Genomic DNA, 18,787 nt, shown 5'->3' with positions numbered 1-18,787 from the left:
AGCATGACCACGCAGCAGACCGGCGCGGCGAACGGAACCGGGGAGCGCTTCTCCCCCGACACCCGCTACTTCTCGCTGTTCCACCTGACCGCCAATGCGGCGGAAGCGCAGCTGCTGGTCGGCCGCGCCCGCATCGTCGTCGGGGCTGGCCCGTCGCCCTCGGCCGAGCCGATGGCCACGGAATGGCTGGTCAGCCTGGCAATGAGCCCGGTGACGATGAAGGACCTGGCGCGCAAGCTGGCCGAGACCGTGGCGTCGTACGAGCGGACCTTCGGGCCGATCGCCGACATCCCGAACGGGGCCGACGCCCCGGCCGCGGCCTAGAGGACCGGGCGTGATCCGCGCCGACCGCCTGCATCGCCGTTTCGGCCCCGTGATCGCGGTGGTCGACGTCTCGCTCGAGATCGGGCGCGGCGAGGTGGTCGGCCTCCTGGGCCCCAACGGCGCCGGCAAGTCGACGCTGCTGCGCATGCTGGCCGGGTATCTCGAGCCGGATGCCGGCACCGCGTCGCTGGACGGGATCGATGTCCGGCGGCGCCCGATCGCGGCGCGGCGGCGGCTCGGCTACCTGCCGGAGGGCGCGCCGCTCTATCCCGAGATGACGCCGTCCGGCCTGCTCGGCTTCGTCGCCGGCGTGCACGGGCTGGTCGGCCGGGCGCGGCGCGCGGCGGTGGCGGCGGCGGCCGAGCGGGTCGAGCTGGGGCCCGTGCTGCACCGGCCGATCGAGACCCTGTCCAAGGGCTACCGCCGGCGCACCGCCCTGGCCGCGGCCCTGCTGCCGGACCCGCCGATCCTGATCCTGGACGAGCCGACCGACGGGCTCGACCCCAACCAGAAGCAGCAGATGCACGACACCATCCGCAAGATGGGCCGGGACAAGGCGATCCTGGTCTCGACCCATGTGCTGGAGGAGGTCGAGGCGATGTGCGGCCGCGCCGTGATCCTGGCCGCCGGCCGGATCCGCGCCGACGACACCCCGGCCACCCTGGCCAGGCGCTCGCCCGACGGCCGGCTGGCCGGGCTGTTCCGGACCCTGACGCTGCCGGATGCACAGCCCCTGCCGGACGTGCGGCGCCCGGCGGAGGCGGCCTGAGATGCGGGCCGGCCTCGCCCTGTTCCGGCGCGAGCTGGCGGGCTATTTCGCCACGCCGATCGCCGCCGTCTTCGTCATCGTCTTCCTGGTCCTGGCCGGGGCGCTGCCGATCTATGCCGGCGACTTCTTCGGCCGCGGCGAGGCCGACCTGGAGCCGTTCTTCGCCTTCCTGCCCTGGCTCTACCTGCTGCTGGCCCCCGCCATCGCCATGCGGCTGTGGGCGGAGGAGGCGCGCACTGGCACGGTCGAGCTGCTGTTCACCCTGCCGATCGGCCCCGGCACGGCCGTGCTGGCCAAGTTCCTGGCCGGCTGGGCGGTGATGGCGCTGGCCCTGGCCCTGACCTTCCCGATGTGGCTGACCGTCGCCTGGCTGGGCGACCCCGACCACCGGGTGATCGCCGCCGGCTACGCCGGCAGCCTGCTGGTCGCCGGCCTCTATCTCGCCGTCGCCTCCGCCGCCAGCGCCGTGACCCGCAACCAGGTGGTGGCCTTCATCCTCGGTGTCGCCCTCTGCCTGCTCGTCACCATCCCCGGCGCGCCGGCGCTGGCCGGGCTGCTGGGCGACCGGCTGCCGGCCGGGATCGCCGACGCGGTCGCGGTGTTCGGCGTGCTGCCGCATGTCCGGCCGATGGCGCGCGGCGTGATCGACCTGCGCGACCTGATCTTCTTCGCCACCGTCACCGCCTTCTTCCTGTTCGCGGCGTCGGTGGCACTCGGCCTGCGGCGGGCGGGGTGACGGCGATGCGGCAACCGCTCCGGCACCGCCTGACCGGCCTCGCCGCCCTGGCCCTCGCGCTGGCGGCCACGGTCGGCGTCAATCTCTGGGCCGACGGCGCCCTGCGCGGGCACCGGATCGACCTCAGCGAGGACCGGCGCCACGCCCTGGACGCCGCCACCCGCGCGGTGCTCGGGGGCTTGAGCCAACCGGTGACGCTGCGGCTGGTGGTGTCCGACCAGCTCGCCGCCGCGTCCCCCGCCCTGGCCGGATACGCCCGCCGGGTCGAGGCGCGGCTGGAGGACTATGCCGCCGCCGCCGGCGACCGGCTGACGCTGCGGCGCGAGGCCCCGGAGCCGTTCAGCGATGCCGAGGACCGCGCCGTGCAGGACGGGCTGCTGGGCCTGCCGCTGACCAAGGGCGGCGACCCGATCTATTTCGGCCTGGCCGGCAGCAGCACCGCCGACCGGGTCGCCATCCCCTTCCTGCGGCCGGAGGAGGAGCCGACGCTGGATCTGCAGCTGACCCGCATGATCGCGCGGCTGGCGTCGCCGGACCGGCGCCAGGTGGCGGTGGTCAGCACCTTGCCGCTCGGCGGCGCGCTGGCCTTCGGCGGCCGGGTGCTGCCGGCCTTCACCGCCTATCGCGACATGCAGGCGGATTTCGACCTGCGGCCGATCGCGATCAACGACCTGGCGGCCAAGGGCACTGCGGCGCTGGACCCCGCCGAGATCGACGTGCTGCTGCTGGTGCATCCGCGCGACCTGCCGCCGACGGCGCAATATGCGATCGACCAGTTCCTGATGGCCGGCGGCCGCGCCCTGGTGCTGGTCGACCCGCTGTCCGAGGCGGCGGCGGAGCGGCTGCCGGATCAGGCCGCGCGCGGCGCCTCCTTCTCCGCCCTCGGCCTGTTCGGGACGAGCTGGGGCCTGGCGCTCGACATCGGCCGGGTCGCCGGCGATCGCGCCCTCGCCTCCAGCATCACCGTGCGACGGGACGACGGCCGGCCGCTGCAGCTGCAGCACCTGGTGTGGCTGACGCTCGGCGAGCGGAACCGCGACGCCGCGGATCCGGCCTTCGCCGGGCTGGGCCCGATCACGGTCGGCACCGCCGGCATCCTGCGGCCGCTGATGGGTGCGACCACGAGCTTCTCGCCGCTGCTGTTCACCAGCGACCACGGCACGCCGGTCGATGTCGGCGAGATCGTACCGCGCGCCGATCCGCAGGCGCTGTGGGCCGCCCACACGTCCGGCAACGAGCGGCTGGTGCTGGCGGCGCGGGTCGGCGGCCATGCCCGCAGCGCCTTCGCCGACCAGCCGCCGGACGGCGTGCCGGCCGACGCTGCCGCGACGCGGAAGGTCGAGACCGACGCGCTCGATCTCGTGGTGATCGCGGACACCGACATCCTCGACGACCGCTTCTGGGTCGCCCGCGGCCAGCCCGGGCAGCCGGCCCGGGCTTTCGCCGCCAATGGCGACTTCCTGCTGGCGCTGCTGGAGGAGCTGTCCGGGACGCAGGACCTGTCGGCCCTGCGCAACCGGGCCGCCGGCGCACGGCCTTTCACCCGGATCGCCGAGATCGGCCGTGCCGCGGCGGCGCGGCTGCAGGACAGCGAGGCGGCACTGACCGAGCGGCTGGCCTGGTTCCAGCGCGACATGGCTGCGGCCCAGGGCGCCGAGGGCGGCGCCGAGCCGTCGCTCCAGGCGATCGAAGATCTGCGCGCCAAGGTGGTCGGCACCCGGCAGGAGCTGCGCGAGGTCCGGCAGGCGCTGCGCGCCGATGTCGAGACGATCGAGAGAGCCTTGATCTGGCTCAATGTCGCGGCCATCCCAGCCACAATCCTTCTCCTCACCTTCATGATCATGGCCATCCGACCATTCCGAAGGAGGTTTCGCATGCCGCGATAAGGCCACAGTATTGACTCTTGCTTATCTCGCGACTCGCGAATCAAGTTCACGAGATTCGTTGTGTTTTTAAATATAAAAACTGATGATAGCTTGATTTATTCACAACAGAGTCTCATGACTGCAATAGATTTTCTGTAATATCTCGGCATCTGCTTGGCATTTCCACAAGGCGGAATGGGCGACCCATCAGGCTTCGCCAGACCGTCGGGGTCGTCCCGGCAGGCACACTCCAAACCTCAACCGGGGGAAAAATCATGAGCTTGATCACTGGAACCACGGGTGACGACGTCCTGGCCGGCACCACGGGCAGCGATTTCATCAACGGCCTCGCAGGCAATGACGAGATCGTTGCCGGGGATGGCAACGACTTGGTGACGGCGGGCGACGGCGACGATCAGATCACTGCCGGGAACGGCAATGATCTCGTGCAGGGTAACGCCGGCAACGACACGATCTATGGCAACGCGGGTGACGATATCCTGCTTGGCGGCGCCGGGGACGACACGATCAACACCGGCGACGGTTCCAACACGGCCGACGGCGGCGCGGGCGACGATTTCATCAGCGCCGGCGGAAACGACGACCTGCTGATCGGCAACGATGGCGGCGACATCATCACCGCCAATTCCGGCAACGATGTCGTGATCGGCGGCGCCGGCGCCGATTTGCTGCTCGGCGAGGACGGCAACGACATGATCGCCGCGGGCAACGATGACGACCAGATCGACGGGGGCGACGGCGACGACGTCCTCAGCGGCGGCGCCGGGTTCGACACCATCACCGGCGGCGCCGGCGCGGACGTCTTCGCCTTCACCAGCACCTCGGAGAGCGCGCCGGCCCTGCCCGACGTCGTGACCGACTTCACCTCGGCGGACCACGACCTCATCGACCTGTCGTGCATCGACGCCAACACCACGAAGGGCGGCAACCAGACCTTCGCCTTCATCGGCGCCGACGCCTTCTCGGGCCATGCCGGGCAGTTGCGGGCCGAACAGGTCGATGCCGCGACGGTGCTGGTCCAGGCGGATGTGAACGGCGACCGCACTGCGGATTTCGTGATCGAGGTGCACGGGATCGAGTCGCTGACCCTGGTCGCCGGCGACTTCGTTCTCTAACGAGATCTCAGTTCTTCTGATAAAGACCTTCAGTTCTGTCGAGACGGGAGCGCGAATATCCATGCCCCGTCTCGACAAGTTTTAATTTATGTACAGATTCAATATTTATCCCAAATTGTTTCAATATTGAAGTTCACGAATATTAAATGAATCAATAATCGATTCATCAGAAACATCTGCGATTATCTCTTCGGAAGAGGGGAGAAAGCCTTTTTGGTCATAACCCACCTTTGATCTTCCAGAACGGAAGAAATCGGAAGGGGGATGGGTCTGAGCCGGGCTTCGTCCCTTTCCCTTCGGCGTGACCGCCGTTCCGGCGGCCATAGCCTTGACTCGTCCACACGTCAGGAAGGAGACGACTCTTGTCTATCCGTCTGAAGTCTTGCAGCCTGCTCGCGCTCGTCGCGGGCGGCATGTTCCTTGCCGCCGCCCCGGCCTCGGCCGAGACCATCTACTCCGGCGGCGCGACCCTGCCGTTCCAGCTCTACCGCCAGTGGTTCGACTGCTTCTACGCCCCGCTGGTGGGCCCGCGCCCCGCGACCTGCACCGCGGCCAAGGGCTATCCGGCCGACGGCGCGGATGTCATCGCCTACGCCCCGGTGGGCAGCGGCGCCGGCGTCAACGCTCTGATCGGCCAGACCTCGGTGACCGCCACGCCGAGCAGCACGCCGTACGAGACCGCCAGCATCCCCTACGCCGAGGGCACCACCGGCTACGGCACGGGCCCCAACTTCTGGGATTTCTCGGGCAGTGACGGGACGCTGACCGCCGCGAATCTCGGCACCGGGACCGGCGGTTACGCCAACACCACGACCGGCGCGCTGGCCGCCCGCGGCCCGGCCATCCAGGTCCCGAGCGTCGGCACCCCGGTCACGATCCCGGTCAACACCACCGGCCTCACCATCAGCCGGGCGGATCCGGCCGGCGGCGCCTCCGGCGTCTATCTGTCGCGCAAGGCCTATTGCGGCATCTTCACCGGCACCATCACCAACTGGAACGACCCGGTCCTGACCCAGGACAACAACGGCGTGCAGTACCACGCCAACCGGCCGATCACGGTCGTTCGCCGTTCCGACAGCAGCGGCACGACCTTCCTGCTCTCGCGCCATCTGGAGCAGGTCTGCAACGGCGGGTTCGACGGTGCCTCCAGCAACAACAACCACACCGGCACTGCTGCCGGCAACCTCGCCGACTGGACCGGCGGCGCCGCCACCACCGTGACCTGGCCGACCACGGGCACCTTCGTCTCGGCCGCTGGCAGCGAGGGTGTCGCCCGCGTCGTCTCCCAGACGGTCGGCGCCATCGGCTACGTCAGCCCGGACTTCACCCTCATGATCGCGAATCCGGTGCCGCTGGAAGACCCGGTGACGCATGCCGCCGTCGCGAACCCGCAGGTGGCCGTCCTGCAGAATCAGGCCAGGTTCGCCTCTGCCACTCACACGGGGGCCCAGCCGTCGATCACCAACACCCGGGCCGGCATCGTGAGCTTCACGGCGCCGCCCGCCACCGTTGCCGGCCAGACCGCTTCCGCCTGGAGCACTGCGCTCGACAGCGCGGCGCTGCGTAATCCGACGGGCACGTCCGCCTACCCGATGGTCGGCTTCACCATGCTCGACTTCTACACCTGCTACTTCCCGGCGAACGAGACCGCTGTGATCAAGGAGTTCGTCTCCTGGATCACCGGCCATCACGCGACGATCACCCGCGCCGAGGCCGACGAGCTCGCGGAGGATAACGGCTTCGTCGCGCTCACCCAGACGCAGAGCGACGCGGTCTGGAACTGGATCAACAACGCCTCTCGCGGCATGCGGACCGGTCCGATCTCCGGCACCTGCACCATCGCGTCCGGCACGTAATACACCTGATCCTGCGGGGCTGGACTTCGGTCCGGCCCCGGTCTTCCCGGCCCGTCCCCTGCAAACGGGGGCGGGTTTTTTCGTCGAGGCGAACCTCAGTCCATGTGCCACTGCAGCGGCAGCAGGAAGGGGAAGCCGGTGCGGCTGTCGATCTCGACCTTCATGATCGGCGCCATGTATTCGCCCCAGCGCCTGTTCACCGGGTCGTCCCGCAGGGCGGCGATGGTGCGGTCGAGGTCGTCGGTCTCGAAATGGCCGAACAGGGTCAGGCCGTGCTTGAAGATCGAGTAGTTGCGGATCCCGGCCGCCTGCAGCGCAGCCACCATCTCCGGCCAGATCTCGTCGTGGCGGCGCTTGTACTCCTCCTCATAGCCGGGGCGGATCTCCAGGATCCAGGCGTGCTGCGTCATTCGCTGTCTCCGTCGTCAGGCGGCGAGGTAGTCGTGCAGGATGCGGCCGGGCGCCAAGGTGAAATCGGCACGCCAGTAGAAGCCGTCGAGCATCTCCCTGACCGGCAACCGGTAGACCGGCGCCTGGATGTTGGGCCGCAGCTCGACCGTGCAGGGGCCGCTCCAGCATTCATGCACCGCCACCTCGGCCAGGCGGCGGGCGGTGAGCTGGCGGATCGCCGGCCGGCCGTCGATATGGTCGATCGCCTTGAGGTTGATGTTGGTGGCGAAGTCGAAATGCGCGGCCAGGCTTTCGATCCGGTCGCGCCGCTGCTTGTAGGCCAGCGTGCCGGTGATCACGTCGATGCCGTTGCGGGCGACGGTGCCGACCCAGGCGTCGCCGCGCGCCTCCAGGGTCGGGATGCCGGATTTCTTCGGCTGGCCGTGCACCTCGCGGCCATGGGCGACGCCGATGTCGGAGGACAGGAACAGATAGGGCGAGTAGGACCCGGCCTCGCCGGTCCCGGGCAGCCGGCAGCCGACCATGATGTTGGACTCGCCATAGGGGCCGAGCCAGTCGGTGTCGTTCATCCGGTAGATATGCGCCAGCACCACGTCGCTGGTCGGTTCCAGCGGCGGCGGCAGCAGCCGCTCGACCGCCTCCGGGTCGGTGCGCCAGGTCAGCGTCAGCACCTCGACGTCGCGGAAGCTGAACGGAAAGGGCGGCACCATCGGCGCGTCCCAGGGGGTCGAGAAGCCGCTTTGCAGGATCTCCTCGACCGTCAGCCGGCGCCCGGTCATGCCAGCCACCCCCGCACCTGGTCGCGCATCCGGATCGTCTCGGTCAGCACGTCGTCGTAGAGCGTCGCCATGTAGTCCTGATGCACGTATTCGAGCGCGAGATGTCCCTTGAAGCCGGCATCGCGCAGGGTGGCCAGCTGGGCCTCGATGTTGATCGTGCCCTCGTAGCCCTTGGCCTGCAGCGCCCCGGGCCGGGCCTGGCGCAGATGGACATGCGCGGCGTGGCCGGCCAGCGGGTCGATCTCCTCCTGCCGGTAGCCGAGGCAGACGAAATGGGCGTAGTCGAGCGTCAGCCTCAGCCCCTGGACCCGGCCCAGCAGTTCCTCGACCAGGGCCGGGGTTTCGAGGAAGGAGTGGACATGCGGCTCGATCGTCGGCACCACCCCCGCGTCATGCGCGATCGGCACCAGGGCGTTGAGCGAGCGGGCCGATTCCGCCAGCGCCTGCGCCCGCCCCTGCCCCGGGTTGCACACGCCGGGCAGGATGAAGATGGTGTCGATCCCGGCCCGTGCGCAGAACTGCACCGCCTTGCGAAAATCCGCGATGTTGCGGTCGCGGTGGCGCGGGTCGGCCAGGTTGCGGTCGGACAGGCTGTCGCCGAACAGGTGGTAGAAGCTCGGCACATGGATGCCGAGCGCCCGCACCGTCTCCGCCATCCCGTCCGGATCGGCCAGCAGCGCCGCCTTGTCGAGGGCCGGGCCGTAGAAATAGCCGAGGTCGAGCGCACCGATGCCGAGCGCCCGGGCGATGCCGGCCGCCTCCTGCAGCGAGCAGGCGCGCAGGGACCAGGAGGTGAGCGAAAGCTGCATGGTCACACCCTCTCGACGTGGCCGCTGGTGGCGGAGCGGTACATGGCATCGAGCACCTCGACCGCGCGCATGCCGACCTCGCCCGGCGCGTCGTTCTCGACATCGCGGCCGAGGCAGAGGTCGACGAAGACATCGACCGGCCGTTCGCAGCCGTAGTCGCCCTCACCCAGCGCCATCGGCACGGTGGTGTCGCGGCCGTCGCGGCGCCGCACCTCCAGCCGCTCGCGCTCGATGTCGAGCAGCAGCAGGCCTTCGGAGCCGTAGATCCTGAGGTCGATATGCGGCCCGCGATGCTTCGGCACGGTGGAGGCGCCGGACAAAGCGGCGGTGGCGCCGCCCTCGAACCGCACCGTGGCGGCGTCGTAATAGTCGACGCCGGCCGGCGAGGCCCCGGTCATGGCGAAGACCTCGCGCGGCGCCAGATCGGCGATGCGGAACAAGAGGCCCAGCGCATGCACCAGCTGGCCCCAGCCATAGCCGCCGGCGCGCTTCGGGTCGGCCCAGGTCGACGGCGGCGGCCGGAACATGTGGCCATGGGTCTCGGCCATCGGCTGGCCGGCGAACAGGTCCTCCAACGCCGAGCCCATCTGCAGCACGACATGCTCGACCCTGCCGATCTGCCCTGCCCCGACCAGCCGCCGGGCCTCGCGCGCCCAGCGGCTGAAGTTCCAGCCATAGGGCACCAGGATGGCGCGGCCGGTGCGGCGGGCCCGGGCGACCAGATCCCGGGCGTCCTCGGCGCGGGTCGCCAGCGGCTTCTCCACCAGCACATGGCAGCCGCGGTCGAGCGCCGCGGCGGCGTGCTCGTGGTGCAGCACATGCGGCGAGGCCACCACCACCCCGTCCGGCCTCACCCGATCCAGAAGCTCGAGGGCATCCTCGGAACCCTCCGGGATGGCAAAGCGCTGCTGCAGCGCCGCCAGATCCGCCGTGCCCAGCCGGTTCACCCCGACCAGCTCGCAATCGGGATTCCGCTGCAGCACCGGGATGTGGTTCTGCGCCGCCCACCAGCCGGCGCCGACCACGGCGATCCGTGCCTTCCTGCTCATCGCACCTTCTCCATCGCCGCCAGCGTGGTCTCGTAGACGCTGGTCATGTGGCGCCGCATCGCCTCACTTGCTGCTACGGCGTCGCGGGCGTCGAGCGCCGCCAGGATCGCCTCGTGGTCGGCGAAGCTGCGCTCCAGCACGCCCGGTGTCTCCGAGGCGATGCGGCGGTATTCCATGCCCAGCACGAAGAACGAGCCGCCGACCCGCTCCAGGAACGGGTTGCCCGAGGCGGTGTAGATGACGCGGTGGAACTCCATGTCCGAGACGCGGAAGCCGACCGGGTCGCGCAGCAGGCCGCGCTGCACCGCCAGCAGCGCATGCAGCCGGGTCCGCGAGGCGGCGTCGATCCGCTCCGCCGCCAGCCCGGCGATGGTGCCCTCGACCAGGATCCGCGCCTCGTGCAGCGCATCGACCGTCGGCGCATTCAGCTCCAGCAGGAATTGCAGCGGCGCCAGCAGATCCGACGCCTCCAGCGCCGTGACATAGACGCCGCCACCCTGCCGCATCTTGACCACGCCGAGGATCTGCAGGCCGCGCAGCGCCTCGCGCACGCTGGGCCGGCTGACCTGCAGGATCTGCGCCAGCTCGCGCTCCGGCGGCAGCTGGTCGCCCGGCTTCAGGCTGCCGGTGCGCACCAGCTCCATGAGCTTCTTCGCCACCTGCTCGGCGACCGACTGGCGCTCGATCGGGGCGACAGTGTCGAGGCCGGCGACCATCTTCAGTCTCCCGCCGCGCGGCTGCGGATCTGGTCGAGGCTGACGGCGAGCAGCAGCACGATGCCGCGGGTCACGTCCTGCCAGAAGCTGGAGACGTCGAGCAGGGTCAGCCCGTTGTTCAGCGTGCCCAGGATCAGCACGGCCAGGAGGGTGCCCCAGACGCTGCCGCGGCCGCCGAACAGGCTGGTGCCGCCGAGGATGATGGCGGCGATCACGGTCAGCAGGTGCTTGCCCGCCGCATCCGGCGCCGCCGCACCCAGCATCGCCGCCAGCACCAGCCCGGCGACGGCGCCGCTGATGCCGGACAGGACATAGAGCGTGATCTGGGTGCGCGCCACCGGCACGCCGACCAGGCGGCTCGCCTCCGGATTGCCGCCGGAGGCGTAGACGAAGCGGCCGAAGCGGGACTTCGCCAGCACCACCCAGAGCACGCCGTAGCACAGCAGCATCAGGATCAGCGGCACCGGGATGCCGAACAGCCGGCCGCTGCCGATCCAGTTGAAGCCGGGCACCATCAGCGGCCGGGTCAGGCCGCCGGTCATCACCAGGGCGCTGCCGGTGATGATGCTCATGGTCGCCAGGGTGACGATCAGGGGGTTCAGCCGCAGCCCGGTGGTGAAGATGCCGTTGACCAGGCCGATCGCGGCGCCGCACAGCACCGCCGCCACGGCCGCCCCCCAGATGTCGAGCCCAGCCCCGTGCAGCAGGGCCAGCACCACCCCGGTCAGCCCGGCCACCGCGGCGACCGAGAGGTCGAGCCCGCCGGCGATGATCAGCGGCGTGCCGGTCGCCGCCATCAGCCCGATGAAGGCGACGTTGGAGCCGATGCTCATCATGTTGTTGAAGGACAGGAACCAGGGCGACAGCAGCGAGAAGGCGACCAGCAGCGCCACGTAGAACAGCAGCAGCACCACCACGCCGGACCAGGACCGGCCGAGCGCACCGCGGGCAAAGCCCCGGGAGCGGCGGGGAGTGTCGATCGTCGTCATGCCCTCAGCTCCCCTTCCGCTGTTGGCGCGCTGGCCGCAGCCATCAGCTCCGCCGGCTCGCGGCCGCGCGAAAATTCCGCCACCGCCCGGCCGCGGTCGAGCACGATGGCGCGGTCGCACAGGCCCGCCACCTCCTCGACATCGGAGGACAGGATCAGGATCGCCCGGCCGGCATCGGCCAGCCGCCGCAGCTCGGCATAGATCTCGCGCCGGGCGCCGACATCGACGCCCCGGGTCGGCTCCTCCAGGATCAGCAGGCGCATGCCGTCGACCAGCCAGCGGGCGATGCAGACCTTCTGCTGGTTGCCGCCGGACAGGGTGCGCAGGCGCTGCTCGCTGCCCCGCGTGCGGATGCCGAGCTGATCGATCCAGCCCTCGGCGTGCCGCCGCTCCGCCGCCACATCCATGAACGGGCCGGCGCGGAAGCGCTCCAGGAACGGCAAAGCGATGTTCTCGCGCACCGTCAGCTCGGCGACGATGCCCTCACGCTTGCGCTCGGCCGCGATGAAGCCGATGCCGGCGGCCTTGCCGGCCTGCGGATGGCGCGGCGCATAAGGGGCGCCGCCGATCGCGACCCGCCGCGCCGCGACCGGCCCGAGCGCGCCGTACAGCGCCCGGCCGAGCGTCTCGACCCCGGACCCGACCAGGCCGAACAGGCCGACGATCTCGCCGGCCCGGACGGTCAGGTCGACATCCTCGATCTCCCCCGGGATCCGCAGCCCCTCGACGGAAAGCACGGCCTCGCCCGGCGGTGCGGCGGGGCCGGCGCCATACAGGTCGTCGACCACGCCGCCCAGCATGGCGCGCAGCACCTCGGCCGGCGTCGCCTCATGGGTGCGGAAGCTGCCGGCGTTGCGGCCGTCGCGCAGCACGGCGATGCGGTCGGACACCTCGAACACCTCGGACAAATAGTGCGAGATGTAGATCACCGCGACGCCCTGCGCCTTCAGCCGGCGGATGATGGCGAACAGCGTCGCCGCCTCCTGCTCGGTCAGCGACGCCGTCGGCTCGTCCATGATCAGGACGCGGGCCTTGCCGGCCAGGGCCCGGGCGATCTCGACGATCCGCTGCTCCGGCACGCTCAGGCCCTTGACCCGGGCGGCGGGGTCGATGCCGGGATAGCCCAGCTGCTGCAGCAGCTCCTCCGCCCGGCGGCGCATCGCCGCCGTGTCGACCACCCGGAAGCCGGGGCCGGCGCGCATCGGCAGGTCGCCGATGCAGATGTTCTCGGCCACGGTCATGTCCGGGATCACCGAGATCTCCTGCGGCAGCAGCCGTACTCCGGCGGCCACCGCCTGGCGCGGCTGGTCGAAGCTGACCTCGGCGCCGTCCAGCCGCACCGTGCCGGCGTCGCGGCCGTAGCTGCCGGCCAGGATCTTGACCAGCGTCGACTTGCCGGCGCCGTTCGAGCCCAAGAGGGCCAGCACCTCCCCCGCCGCGACCGTCAGCTCGACCTCGCGCAGCACGTCGACGCCGCCGAAGGCCTTGCGGATGCCGCGCATCTCCAAGCGAGGAGCGGTCATCGTCACTCCTTCGGGATCAGGGTCTCGTAGCCCTTCAGCTCCTCCAGCCCGCGCAGGGCGGCGAGGTGCTTGGCGAAGGCCTCCTGCGGGAACTTGTAGTCCAGGACCTTGGCGTCCTTGGCGCAGGCAGCGTCCGGGTAGAACTCGCAGATGTTCGCCTTGGTCACCATGACGTGGTTGACCAGCACCGCCGGCGGCAGGGGCTTGTTGGCCAGGGTGGCAAGGGCGATCGGGATCAGGTAGTTGCCATAGCGCTCCGGGAAGTAGCCGACCGAGGCGACGAAGCGCGCCTCCTTCGCCAGGGTCTCGGTCTCGTCCGCGCCCATGCCGACGACGATGGTGTCGGCCTCGCGCCCCGCCTGCTGCGCGGCGCGCAGCATGCCGGTCGCCGCCTGGTCGTTGATCGCGGTCACCATGATCGGCACCCCGGCGGGGATGCGGCCGATCAGGTTGCTCATCTGCTGGAAGCTTTCCTGCAGCGTGTTCTTGGTGTCGATCTTGAGGATGTGATCGGCCGGGAAGTCCGGCAGCTCGGCCTGGAAGCCGGCGACCTGGCCGCCGGTGCGCATCGCCGGGATGGCGCCGGATTGCGGCAGCTCGCCGACCACCAGATAGCCCTGCGCCACCTTGTCGGCGCCGTATTCCGCGACCGCGGCCTGGGCCAGGTAGGACCCGCCCATGAAGCCGGAGCGCGGGTTGTTGGCGCCGAAGAAGGTGGCGTTCGGCATCGGGATGTCGATCGCCGCCACCTTGATGCCGGCGGTGTCGAACTGGTTCATCACCGCCGGTCCGAAATTCACGTCGGTCTGGAATTCGATGACGAAGTCGGCGTTGCGGCGGACGAAGCTCTCGGCATTGGCCAGGGCGGTCGGCCCGTCCAGCCGGTTGTCGGCGACGGCGAGCTCGACCCCCGCGGCGTCGGCATTGGCCTTGATCCCGCCCTCGACCTTCACCCCGAAGGAGATGTCGCGCTGCAGGTTGGCGAAGCCGATGACGTAGCCGGAGCCGTTGCGCGGCGGCGTCGCCGCCTTGGCGTCGGCCACCATGGCCTTGAGCTGGTCGGCCGACAGCATGGCGCCGGAGAAGGCGCCGGGATCGAAACCGTGGAAATCCTGGGCCCGGGCTGTGGCGCCGGCGGCAAGCAGGGCAACGGCGGCGATGGCGAAACCCCGGAAGCGGTGCGCGCGGATCATCCCTTTCCTCCCCTCAGTTCCGGTCCACTGGTAAATTGGACAGGCCAATTCTTTTGAGGCATCGTAGTGTCGGTTCCGCCGCCCTGGCAAGAGGGTGTTCGGAACCGGGACGAAGGAGCCGCCGAAGCGGCCGGTGGGAGGAGACCAATGCGCATCCAGGGCATCACCCCGATCGTGCTGCGCTATCCGGAGCCGAACGACCACGGCAATATCCGACACACGGTGCTGCTGCGGCTGGAGGCCGAGGGTGGGCTGACCGGCTGGGGCGAATGCATCGCCATGTGGCCCGAGGCCTGCCGTGCCGTCGCCGCGCTGATCCAGGGCGGGCTGGCCGATGTGGTCGCAGGCATGGATGTGCGGGAGCCCGAGGCGGTGTGGCAGGCGCTGAAGCGCCACACCTGGTGGTACGGCGAGGGCGGCCTGGCCACCATGGCGCTGGCCGGCATCGACATGGCGGTGTGGGATTCCTGCGGCAAGGCGGCCGGGTCCATGAGGCGCTGCCGGCGATCGCCAGCATGCATGTCAACCGCGCCACGATCGAGGAGGGTGCGGCCGAGGTGGCGGGCCATATCGGCCGCGGCTTCAAGGGCGCCAAGCTGGGCTTCGGCAAGCGCGGCCTGTCGCGGGTCGGCCAGGACCCCGACCACGATGTCGACTATGTCCGCGCGGTGCGCCAGGCCGCCGGCCCGGCCGCACGGCTGATGATCGATATCGGCAACGGCGTGCGCTGGGACGCCGCCACCGCGATCGCCACCATCCGCCGGTTCGAGGCCTTCGCCATCGACTGGGTGGAGGAGCCGCTGCATCCCGACGACCTCGACGGCCTAGCCCGGCTGCGCGCCGCCGTCGCCACCCAGATCGCCACCGGGGAGCGGGAATGGACCGTGGCCGGCTATGCCCGGCTGATCCGCACCGGGCTGGTCGACGTGCTCGGCATCGACCCCGCCCGGGCCGAGGGCATCACCGGCTTCCGCAAGGTGGCTGCCCTCGCCGAGGCGGCGCGCATCGCCGTCAACGCCCATGCCTGGAGCACGGCGGTGACCAGCGCCGCCAGCCTGCATTTGTCGGTCGCCAGCCCGGCGGCGCGGCTGTTCGAGCTGAAGCCGTTGGAGAACCCGATGCAGCACGAGCTGGTCGACACGCCGATCTGGCACCGGGACGGGCTGGTGCGCCCGCCCGAGGGTCCCGGCCTGGGTGTCGAGCCGCGCGCCGACTGCATCGACAAGTACCGGCTGCCGCTGTGACGGGGAGGGCGGAGATGACCGACGATCTGGGCCTCGAGGGCCGCGCCGCCATCGTCACCGGGGCGGCCAGCGGCATCGGCCGGGCGACGGCGCTGCTGCTGGCCCGGCTTGGCTGCATCGTCACCGCCGCCGACCGCGACGCCGCCGGGGCGGCCGAGACCGCGGGGCAAGGGGCGGACGGCCGGATCGCGCCGGCGGTGTTCGACCTGGCCGATCCGGCGGCCTGCCGCGAGCTGGTCGAGACCACCGCCCAGGCCTATGGCCGGCTGGACATCCTGGTGAACGCGGCGGCGCTGATGATCCGGCAGCCGATCGACGAGGTCGGCGACGACGCCATCGACCGGCAGATGCGGGTCAACCTGGCCGCCCCGTTCCATCTGTGCCGCGCCGCCCATGCCGCGATGGCGCCGCAGGGACACGGCCGGATCGTGCTGTTCGCCAGCCAGGGCGCCCACACCGGCGGCTATGTCGGCTCCGCCATCTACGCCGCGACCAAGGCCGGGGTGATCGCGCTGGCCAAGTCCTTCGCCCGCGCCTGGGCGCCGGAGGGGATCACGGTCAACGTCGTGTCGCCGGGCGCCGCCGACACGCCGATGCTGCGCGACGGCGTGGCCCCCGACGCCCTGGCCCGCTTCCTCGCCACCATCCCGCTCGGCCGCGCCGCGACGCCGGAGGAGGTGGCGCGCTGCGTCGCCTTCCTGGCCAGCGACTGGGCCGGCTACGTCACCGGCCACACCCTCGACGTCAATGGCGGCCAGCTGATGCGCTAGCCGTTCCCGCCACCCTCCGGACACCATCATGACCGCACCGCGCATCGCCGATATCCGCACATATCTGATCGAAGGCACCGGGGACGGCGGCGACTATCATCGCCAGAAAGGCGGCCACTGGATCATCGACTCGCTGATCGCCAACCCGATGTCGGGCTATGCGCCCTACAAGGCGTCGCGGCTGAGCTGGGGCATCGACGTGCTCGGCTCGATCCTGGTCGAGATCGAGGACGACCAGGGCCGCGTCGGCTTCGCCACCGGCTTCGGCGGCCCGCCGGCCTGCTGGCTGATCGAGAAGCATCTCCGGCGCTTCCTGATCGGCGCCGACCCGCGCGACCTGAACCTGCTGTGGGACCAGATGTTCCGCGCCAGCATGTTCTACGGCCGCAAGGGGCTGCCGCTGGCCACCATCAGCGTGGTCGACCTGGCGCTGTGGGATCTGGTGGGCAAGATCCGGCAGGAGCCGGTCTACAAGCTGATCGGCGGGCGGACCAAGCCGGAGCTGAGCTTCTACTGCACCGGCCCATTGCCGGCGGAAGCCCAGCGCATGGGCTTCTGGGGCGGCAAGGTGCCACTGCCGCACGGCCCCGCCGACGGCCGCGAGGGGGTGCGGGCGAACCGGGAGTTCCTGGCCGGGCACCGCGCCGCCGTCGGGCCGGACTTCCCGCTGATGGTCGACTGCTACATGGCGCTCGACGTGCCCTATACGGTCGAGCTGGCCACCGCCTGCGCCGATCTCGGCATCCATTGGTGGGAGGAGGTGCTGCACCCCGACGATGTCGAGGGCTACGGCCTGCTGAAACGGGCCCTGCCCGCCACGCGCTTCACCACCGGCGAGCACGAATATTCCCGCTACGGCTTCCGCCGGCTGATCGAGGGGCGGACGGTCGACATCCTGCAGCCGGACGTGATGTGGGCCGGCGGCCTGACCGAGCTCTTGCGCATCGCCGCCCATGCCGCCGCCTACGACATCCCGGTGGTGCCGCATGGCAGCGGCCCCTACAGCTATCACTACGTCATGTCGCAGCCGAACGCGCCGTTCTGCGAATATGTGGCGAACAGCCCAGACGGGCGCAGCGTGCGGCCGGTGTTCGGCAGCCTGTTCCGGAACGAGCCGGTGCCGCAGGACGGCCGGCTGGACGTCTCCGACGCCCCCGGCTTCGGGCTGGAGCTCAACCTCGACGCCCCGCTAAGGCGGTTCGACGCCGACGGGCTTTGAGCCGCATCCGTCGAGCGTGACCTCGCACATTGCCGCCTCTCCGCTCAACGCAGAGCAAGCGCACCGATCATCGCCGATATCGGCCTTCACCGTGGTTCTTCCGCGGCGCACCCGAACGGGGGCGGTCAAAGAGCCCCCAGATTCCCTCGCGCGCAAAGCGCCGACGCCAGCGGCCGACGCAATGCTCCTCGAGCAGCAGCCGGTCGGAGATCGAGCGGTTGCTCAGCCCCTCCGCCGCCAGCAGGACGATGCCGGCCCGAAGCGCCATCGCCTGCCGCCCACCACCGGGGCGGGCGATCCGATCGAGGACGGCGCGCTCGCGATCGGACAGGATGATCGGCTCTGCGCTTTTCCCCGCCACGTCCCACACCCCTCGGCTTCCGTCCAGAGGCTGCGCGCCAGAGCCAGTGCATCCCCTTCGGTCCAGGCCTCAGATCGACGGCGGGGCGTAATCGCTCGGCTCGGCCGGCGCCACCGCGTTCAGCAGTTGCACCGACCGGCGCACGCCTTCCAGCCGCGACAGCATCACGTCCTCGTGCTCGATCGACAGCCAGCCGTCATAGCCGTTCATCCGCAGCCGGTAGCAGAACTCGCGCCACCACCTCTCGTCATGGCCGTAGCCCAGGGTGATGTAGCTCCAGGACCGGGCGGCCACGTCGCCTTGCGGGCCGTTCTCCAGCAGGCTCGTCGTCGCCTGCTTCGCCGCGTTGAGCCAGGTGTCCTTGGCATGGACGTGGTGGACGGCATCGCCGAGCGCGTCGGCGGCGGCCATCGGGTCCGCCCCCATCCACAGCAGATGGCTGGGGTCGAGATTGGCGCCGACGATCGGCCCGATCTCCTGCCGCAGGCGCAGCAGCGACGGGACGTTGTAGACGAGCTGGCCGCCATGCAGCTCGATGCACAGCTTCTCGATCCCGTGGTCGCGCGCCAGCACCGCCAGATCGCGCCAGTAGGGCAGCAGCTTCTCGCGCCACTGCCAGGCCAGGATCTCGCCGGTCTCGGGCGGCCAGGACGAGACGATCCAGTTCGGGGTCCGATCCTCCGGCCCGCCGCCCGGCAGCCCCGACATCAGGCAGACGGTCCTGACGCCCATCAGGCCCGCGAGGCGGATGGTGTCGTGCAGCACCTGCGACTGCGCCGCGCCGGTCACCGGGTGCAGCTGGTTGCCGTTGGCGTTCAGCGCGATCAGCTCCAGCCCGCGCCGCTCGAAAGCGGCGAGGAACCGCGCCCGGGCCCCGGCATCCTGCACCAGCAGCGGCAGGTCGATATGCGGGGCCGGGGACCAGTTGCCGGTGTTCACCTCGACGCCCTGCACGCCGGCCGCGGCGGCGGCGTCCAGCATCTCCTCGAAGCCGAGATGGGCGAGCGAGTCGGAAACGAGACCGATCTTCATGGCGGA

The 18,787-nt window shown here is 70.5% G+C and carries 20 protein-coding genes and 1 pseudogene; 10 read left to right on the top strand and 11 right to left on the bottom strand.

The annotated features are described in order from the left end of the window. The first annotated feature begins 3 nt into the window (after positions 1-3). The 5 genes from ACFW16_RS17155 to ACFW16_RS17135 all read left to right on the top strand — a co-directional run bounded on the left by ACFW16_RS17155 (position 4) and on the right by ACFW16_RS17135 (position 4,830). Complete coding sequence (locus ACFW16_RS17155) at positions 4-324, top strand: hypothetical protein (protein ID WP_380307086.1); 321 nt, start codon at positions 4-6, stop codon at positions 322-324. 10 nt (positions 325-334) lie between these two features. Next, positions 335-1,093, top strand: a complete 759-nt coding sequence (locus tag ACFW16_RS17150) for an ABC transporter ATP-binding protein (protein ID WP_380307084.1) — start codon at positions 335-337, stop codon at positions 1,091-1,093. A gap of 1 nt (position 1,094) precedes the next feature. After that, positions 1,095-1,829 carry an ABC transporter permease subunit gene (locus ACFW16_RS17145; RefSeq protein ID WP_380307083.1) on the top strand — a complete coding sequence of 245 codons (735 nt, stop codon included), beginning with the start codon at positions 1,095-1,097 and terminating at the stop codon, positions 1,827-1,829. 5 nt (positions 1,830-1,834) lie between these two features. Further along, positions 1,835-3,715, top strand: coding sequence for a Gldg family protein (locus ACFW16_RS17140; RefSeq protein WP_380307081.1), 1,881 nt, complete (start codon positions 1,835-1,837; stop codon positions 3,713-3,715). Between the two features lie 254 nt (positions 3,716-3,969). Then, positions 3,970-4,830 (top strand): calcium-binding protein, encoded by an 861-nt coding sequence (locus ACFW16_RS17135; RefSeq protein ID WP_380307079.1) that lies wholly within the window; start codon positions 3,970-3,972, stop codon positions 4,828-4,830. Positions 4,831-4,950: 120 nt separating this feature from the next. Here the strand turns inward: ACFW16_RS17135 and ACFW16_RS17130 are convergent, their stop codons facing one another. Continuing rightward, complete coding sequence (locus tag ACFW16_RS17130) at positions 4,951-5,154, bottom strand: hypothetical protein (protein WP_380307077.1); 204 nt, start codon at positions 5,152-5,154, stop codon at positions 4,951-4,953. 38 nt (positions 5,155-5,192) lie between these two features. Between ACFW16_RS17130 and ACFW16_RS17125 the strand changes: the two genes are divergently transcribed. Next, positions 5,193-6,686 carry a substrate-binding domain-containing protein gene (locus ACFW16_RS17125; RefSeq protein ID WP_380307075.1) on the top strand — a complete coding sequence of 498 codons (1,494 nt, stop codon included), beginning with the start codon at positions 5,193-5,195 and terminating at the stop codon, positions 6,684-6,686. A gap of 95 nt (positions 6,687-6,781) precedes the next feature. Here the strand turns inward: ACFW16_RS17125 and ACFW16_RS17120 are convergent, their stop codons facing one another. The 8 genes from ACFW16_RS17120 to ACFW16_RS17085 are packed head-to-tail and all read right to left on the bottom strand — an operon-like array spanning position 6,782 to position 14,155. Then, a complete protein-coding gene (locus tag ACFW16_RS17120; RefSeq protein ID WP_380307073.1) occupies positions 6,782-7,096 on the bottom strand; it encodes an L-rhamnose mutarotase in 315 nt (104 codons plus the stop codon). Between the two features lie 15 nt (positions 7,097-7,111). Beyond that, positions 7,112-7,876, bottom strand: coding sequence for an acetoacetate decarboxylase (locus tag ACFW16_RS17115; protein ID WP_380307071.1), 765 nt, complete (start codon positions 7,874-7,876; stop codon positions 7,112-7,114). Beyond that, entirely contained in the window at positions 7,873-8,685 is an 813-nt protein-coding gene (locus ACFW16_RS17110) for a sugar phosphate isomerase/epimerase family protein (RefSeq protein WP_380307069.1), read from the bottom strand. Before ACFW16_RS17110 ends, ACFW16_RS17115 begins: the two co-directional genes overlap by 4 nt. A 2-nt stretch (positions 8,686-8,687) precedes the next feature. Further along, on the bottom strand, positions 8,688-9,734 hold the full coding sequence (locus ACFW16_RS17105) for a Gfo/Idh/MocA family protein (protein ID WP_380307067.1): 1,047 nt from the start codon (positions 9,732-9,734) through the stop codon (positions 8,688-8,690). Beyond that, the gene (locus tag ACFW16_RS17100) at positions 9,731-10,450 is read right to left on the bottom strand and encodes a FadR/GntR family transcriptional regulator (RefSeq protein ID WP_380307065.1); all 720 of its coding nucleotides are present in this window, start codon (positions 10,448-10,450) and stop codon (positions 9,731-9,733) included. The genes ACFW16_RS17105 and ACFW16_RS17100 overlap by 4 nt, the downstream gene beginning before the upstream one ends. A 2-nt stretch (positions 10,451-10,452) precedes the next feature. Then, positions 10,453-11,439 (bottom strand): ABC transporter permease, encoded by a 987-nt coding sequence (locus tag ACFW16_RS17095; RefSeq protein WP_380307063.1) that lies wholly within the window; start codon positions 11,437-11,439, stop codon positions 10,453-10,455. Beyond that, positions 11,436-12,962, bottom strand: a complete 1,527-nt coding sequence (locus tag ACFW16_RS17090) for a sugar ABC transporter ATP-binding protein (RefSeq protein ID WP_380307061.1) — start codon at positions 12,960-12,962, stop codon at positions 11,436-11,438. Before ACFW16_RS17090 ends, ACFW16_RS17095 begins: the two co-directional genes overlap by 4 nt. A gap of 2 nt (positions 12,963-12,964) precedes the next feature. Next, a complete protein-coding gene (locus ACFW16_RS17085; protein WP_380307059.1) occupies positions 12,965-14,155 on the bottom strand; it encodes a sugar ABC transporter substrate-binding protein in 1,191 nt (396 codons plus the stop codon). Between the two features lie 147 nt (positions 14,156-14,302). Between ACFW16_RS17085 and ACFW16_RS17080 the strand changes: the two are divergent. The 4 genes and pseudogenes from ACFW16_RS17080 to rhmD all read left to right on the top strand — a co-directional run. Beyond that, positions 14,303-14,581, top strand: a pseudogene (locus ACFW16_RS17080) (hypothetical protein); the annotation flags it as partial. Positions 14,582-14,613: 32 nt separating this feature from the next. Further along, positions 14,614-15,399 carry a mandelate racemase/muconate lactonizing enzyme family protein gene (locus tag ACFW16_RS17075; protein WP_380307057.1) on the top strand — a complete coding sequence of 262 codons (786 nt, stop codon included), beginning with the start codon at positions 14,614-14,616 and terminating at the stop codon, positions 15,397-15,399. Between the two features lie 14 nt (positions 15,400-15,413). Next, positions 15,414-16,169 (top strand): SDR family NAD(P)-dependent oxidoreductase, encoded by a 756-nt coding sequence (locus tag ACFW16_RS17070; protein ID WP_380307055.1) that lies wholly within the window; start codon positions 15,414-15,416, stop codon positions 16,167-16,169. Positions 16,170-16,197: 28 nt separating this feature from the next. Beyond that, entirely contained in the window at positions 16,198-17,388 is a 1,191-nt protein-coding gene (gene rhmD / locus ACFW16_RS17065) for an L-rhamnonate dehydratase (protein ID WP_380307053.1), read from the top strand. 67 nt (positions 17,389-17,455) lie between these two features. Here the strand turns inward: rhmD and ACFW16_RS17060 are convergent, their stop codons facing one another. Continuing rightward, positions 17,456-17,758, bottom strand: coding sequence for a helix-turn-helix domain-containing protein (locus tag ACFW16_RS17060; RefSeq protein WP_380307051.1), 303 nt, complete (start codon positions 17,756-17,758; stop codon positions 17,456-17,458). A gap of 60 nt (positions 17,759-17,818) precedes the next feature. Next, on the bottom strand, positions 17,819-18,781 hold the full coding sequence (locus tag ACFW16_RS17055) for a sugar phosphate isomerase/epimerase family protein (protein WP_380307049.1): 963 nt from the start codon (positions 18,779-18,781) through the stop codon (positions 17,819-17,821). Positions 18,782-18,787 lie beyond the last annotated feature (6 nt).

The organism is Inquilinus sp. NPDC058860 (assembly GCF_042743185.1).
GTDB lineage: Bacteria > Pseudomonadota > Alphaproteobacteria > DSM-16000 > Inquilinaceae > Inquilinus.
Note: the sequence above shows the minus strand (reverse complement) of the source record. Positions and strands in the feature narration are given on the sequence as shown.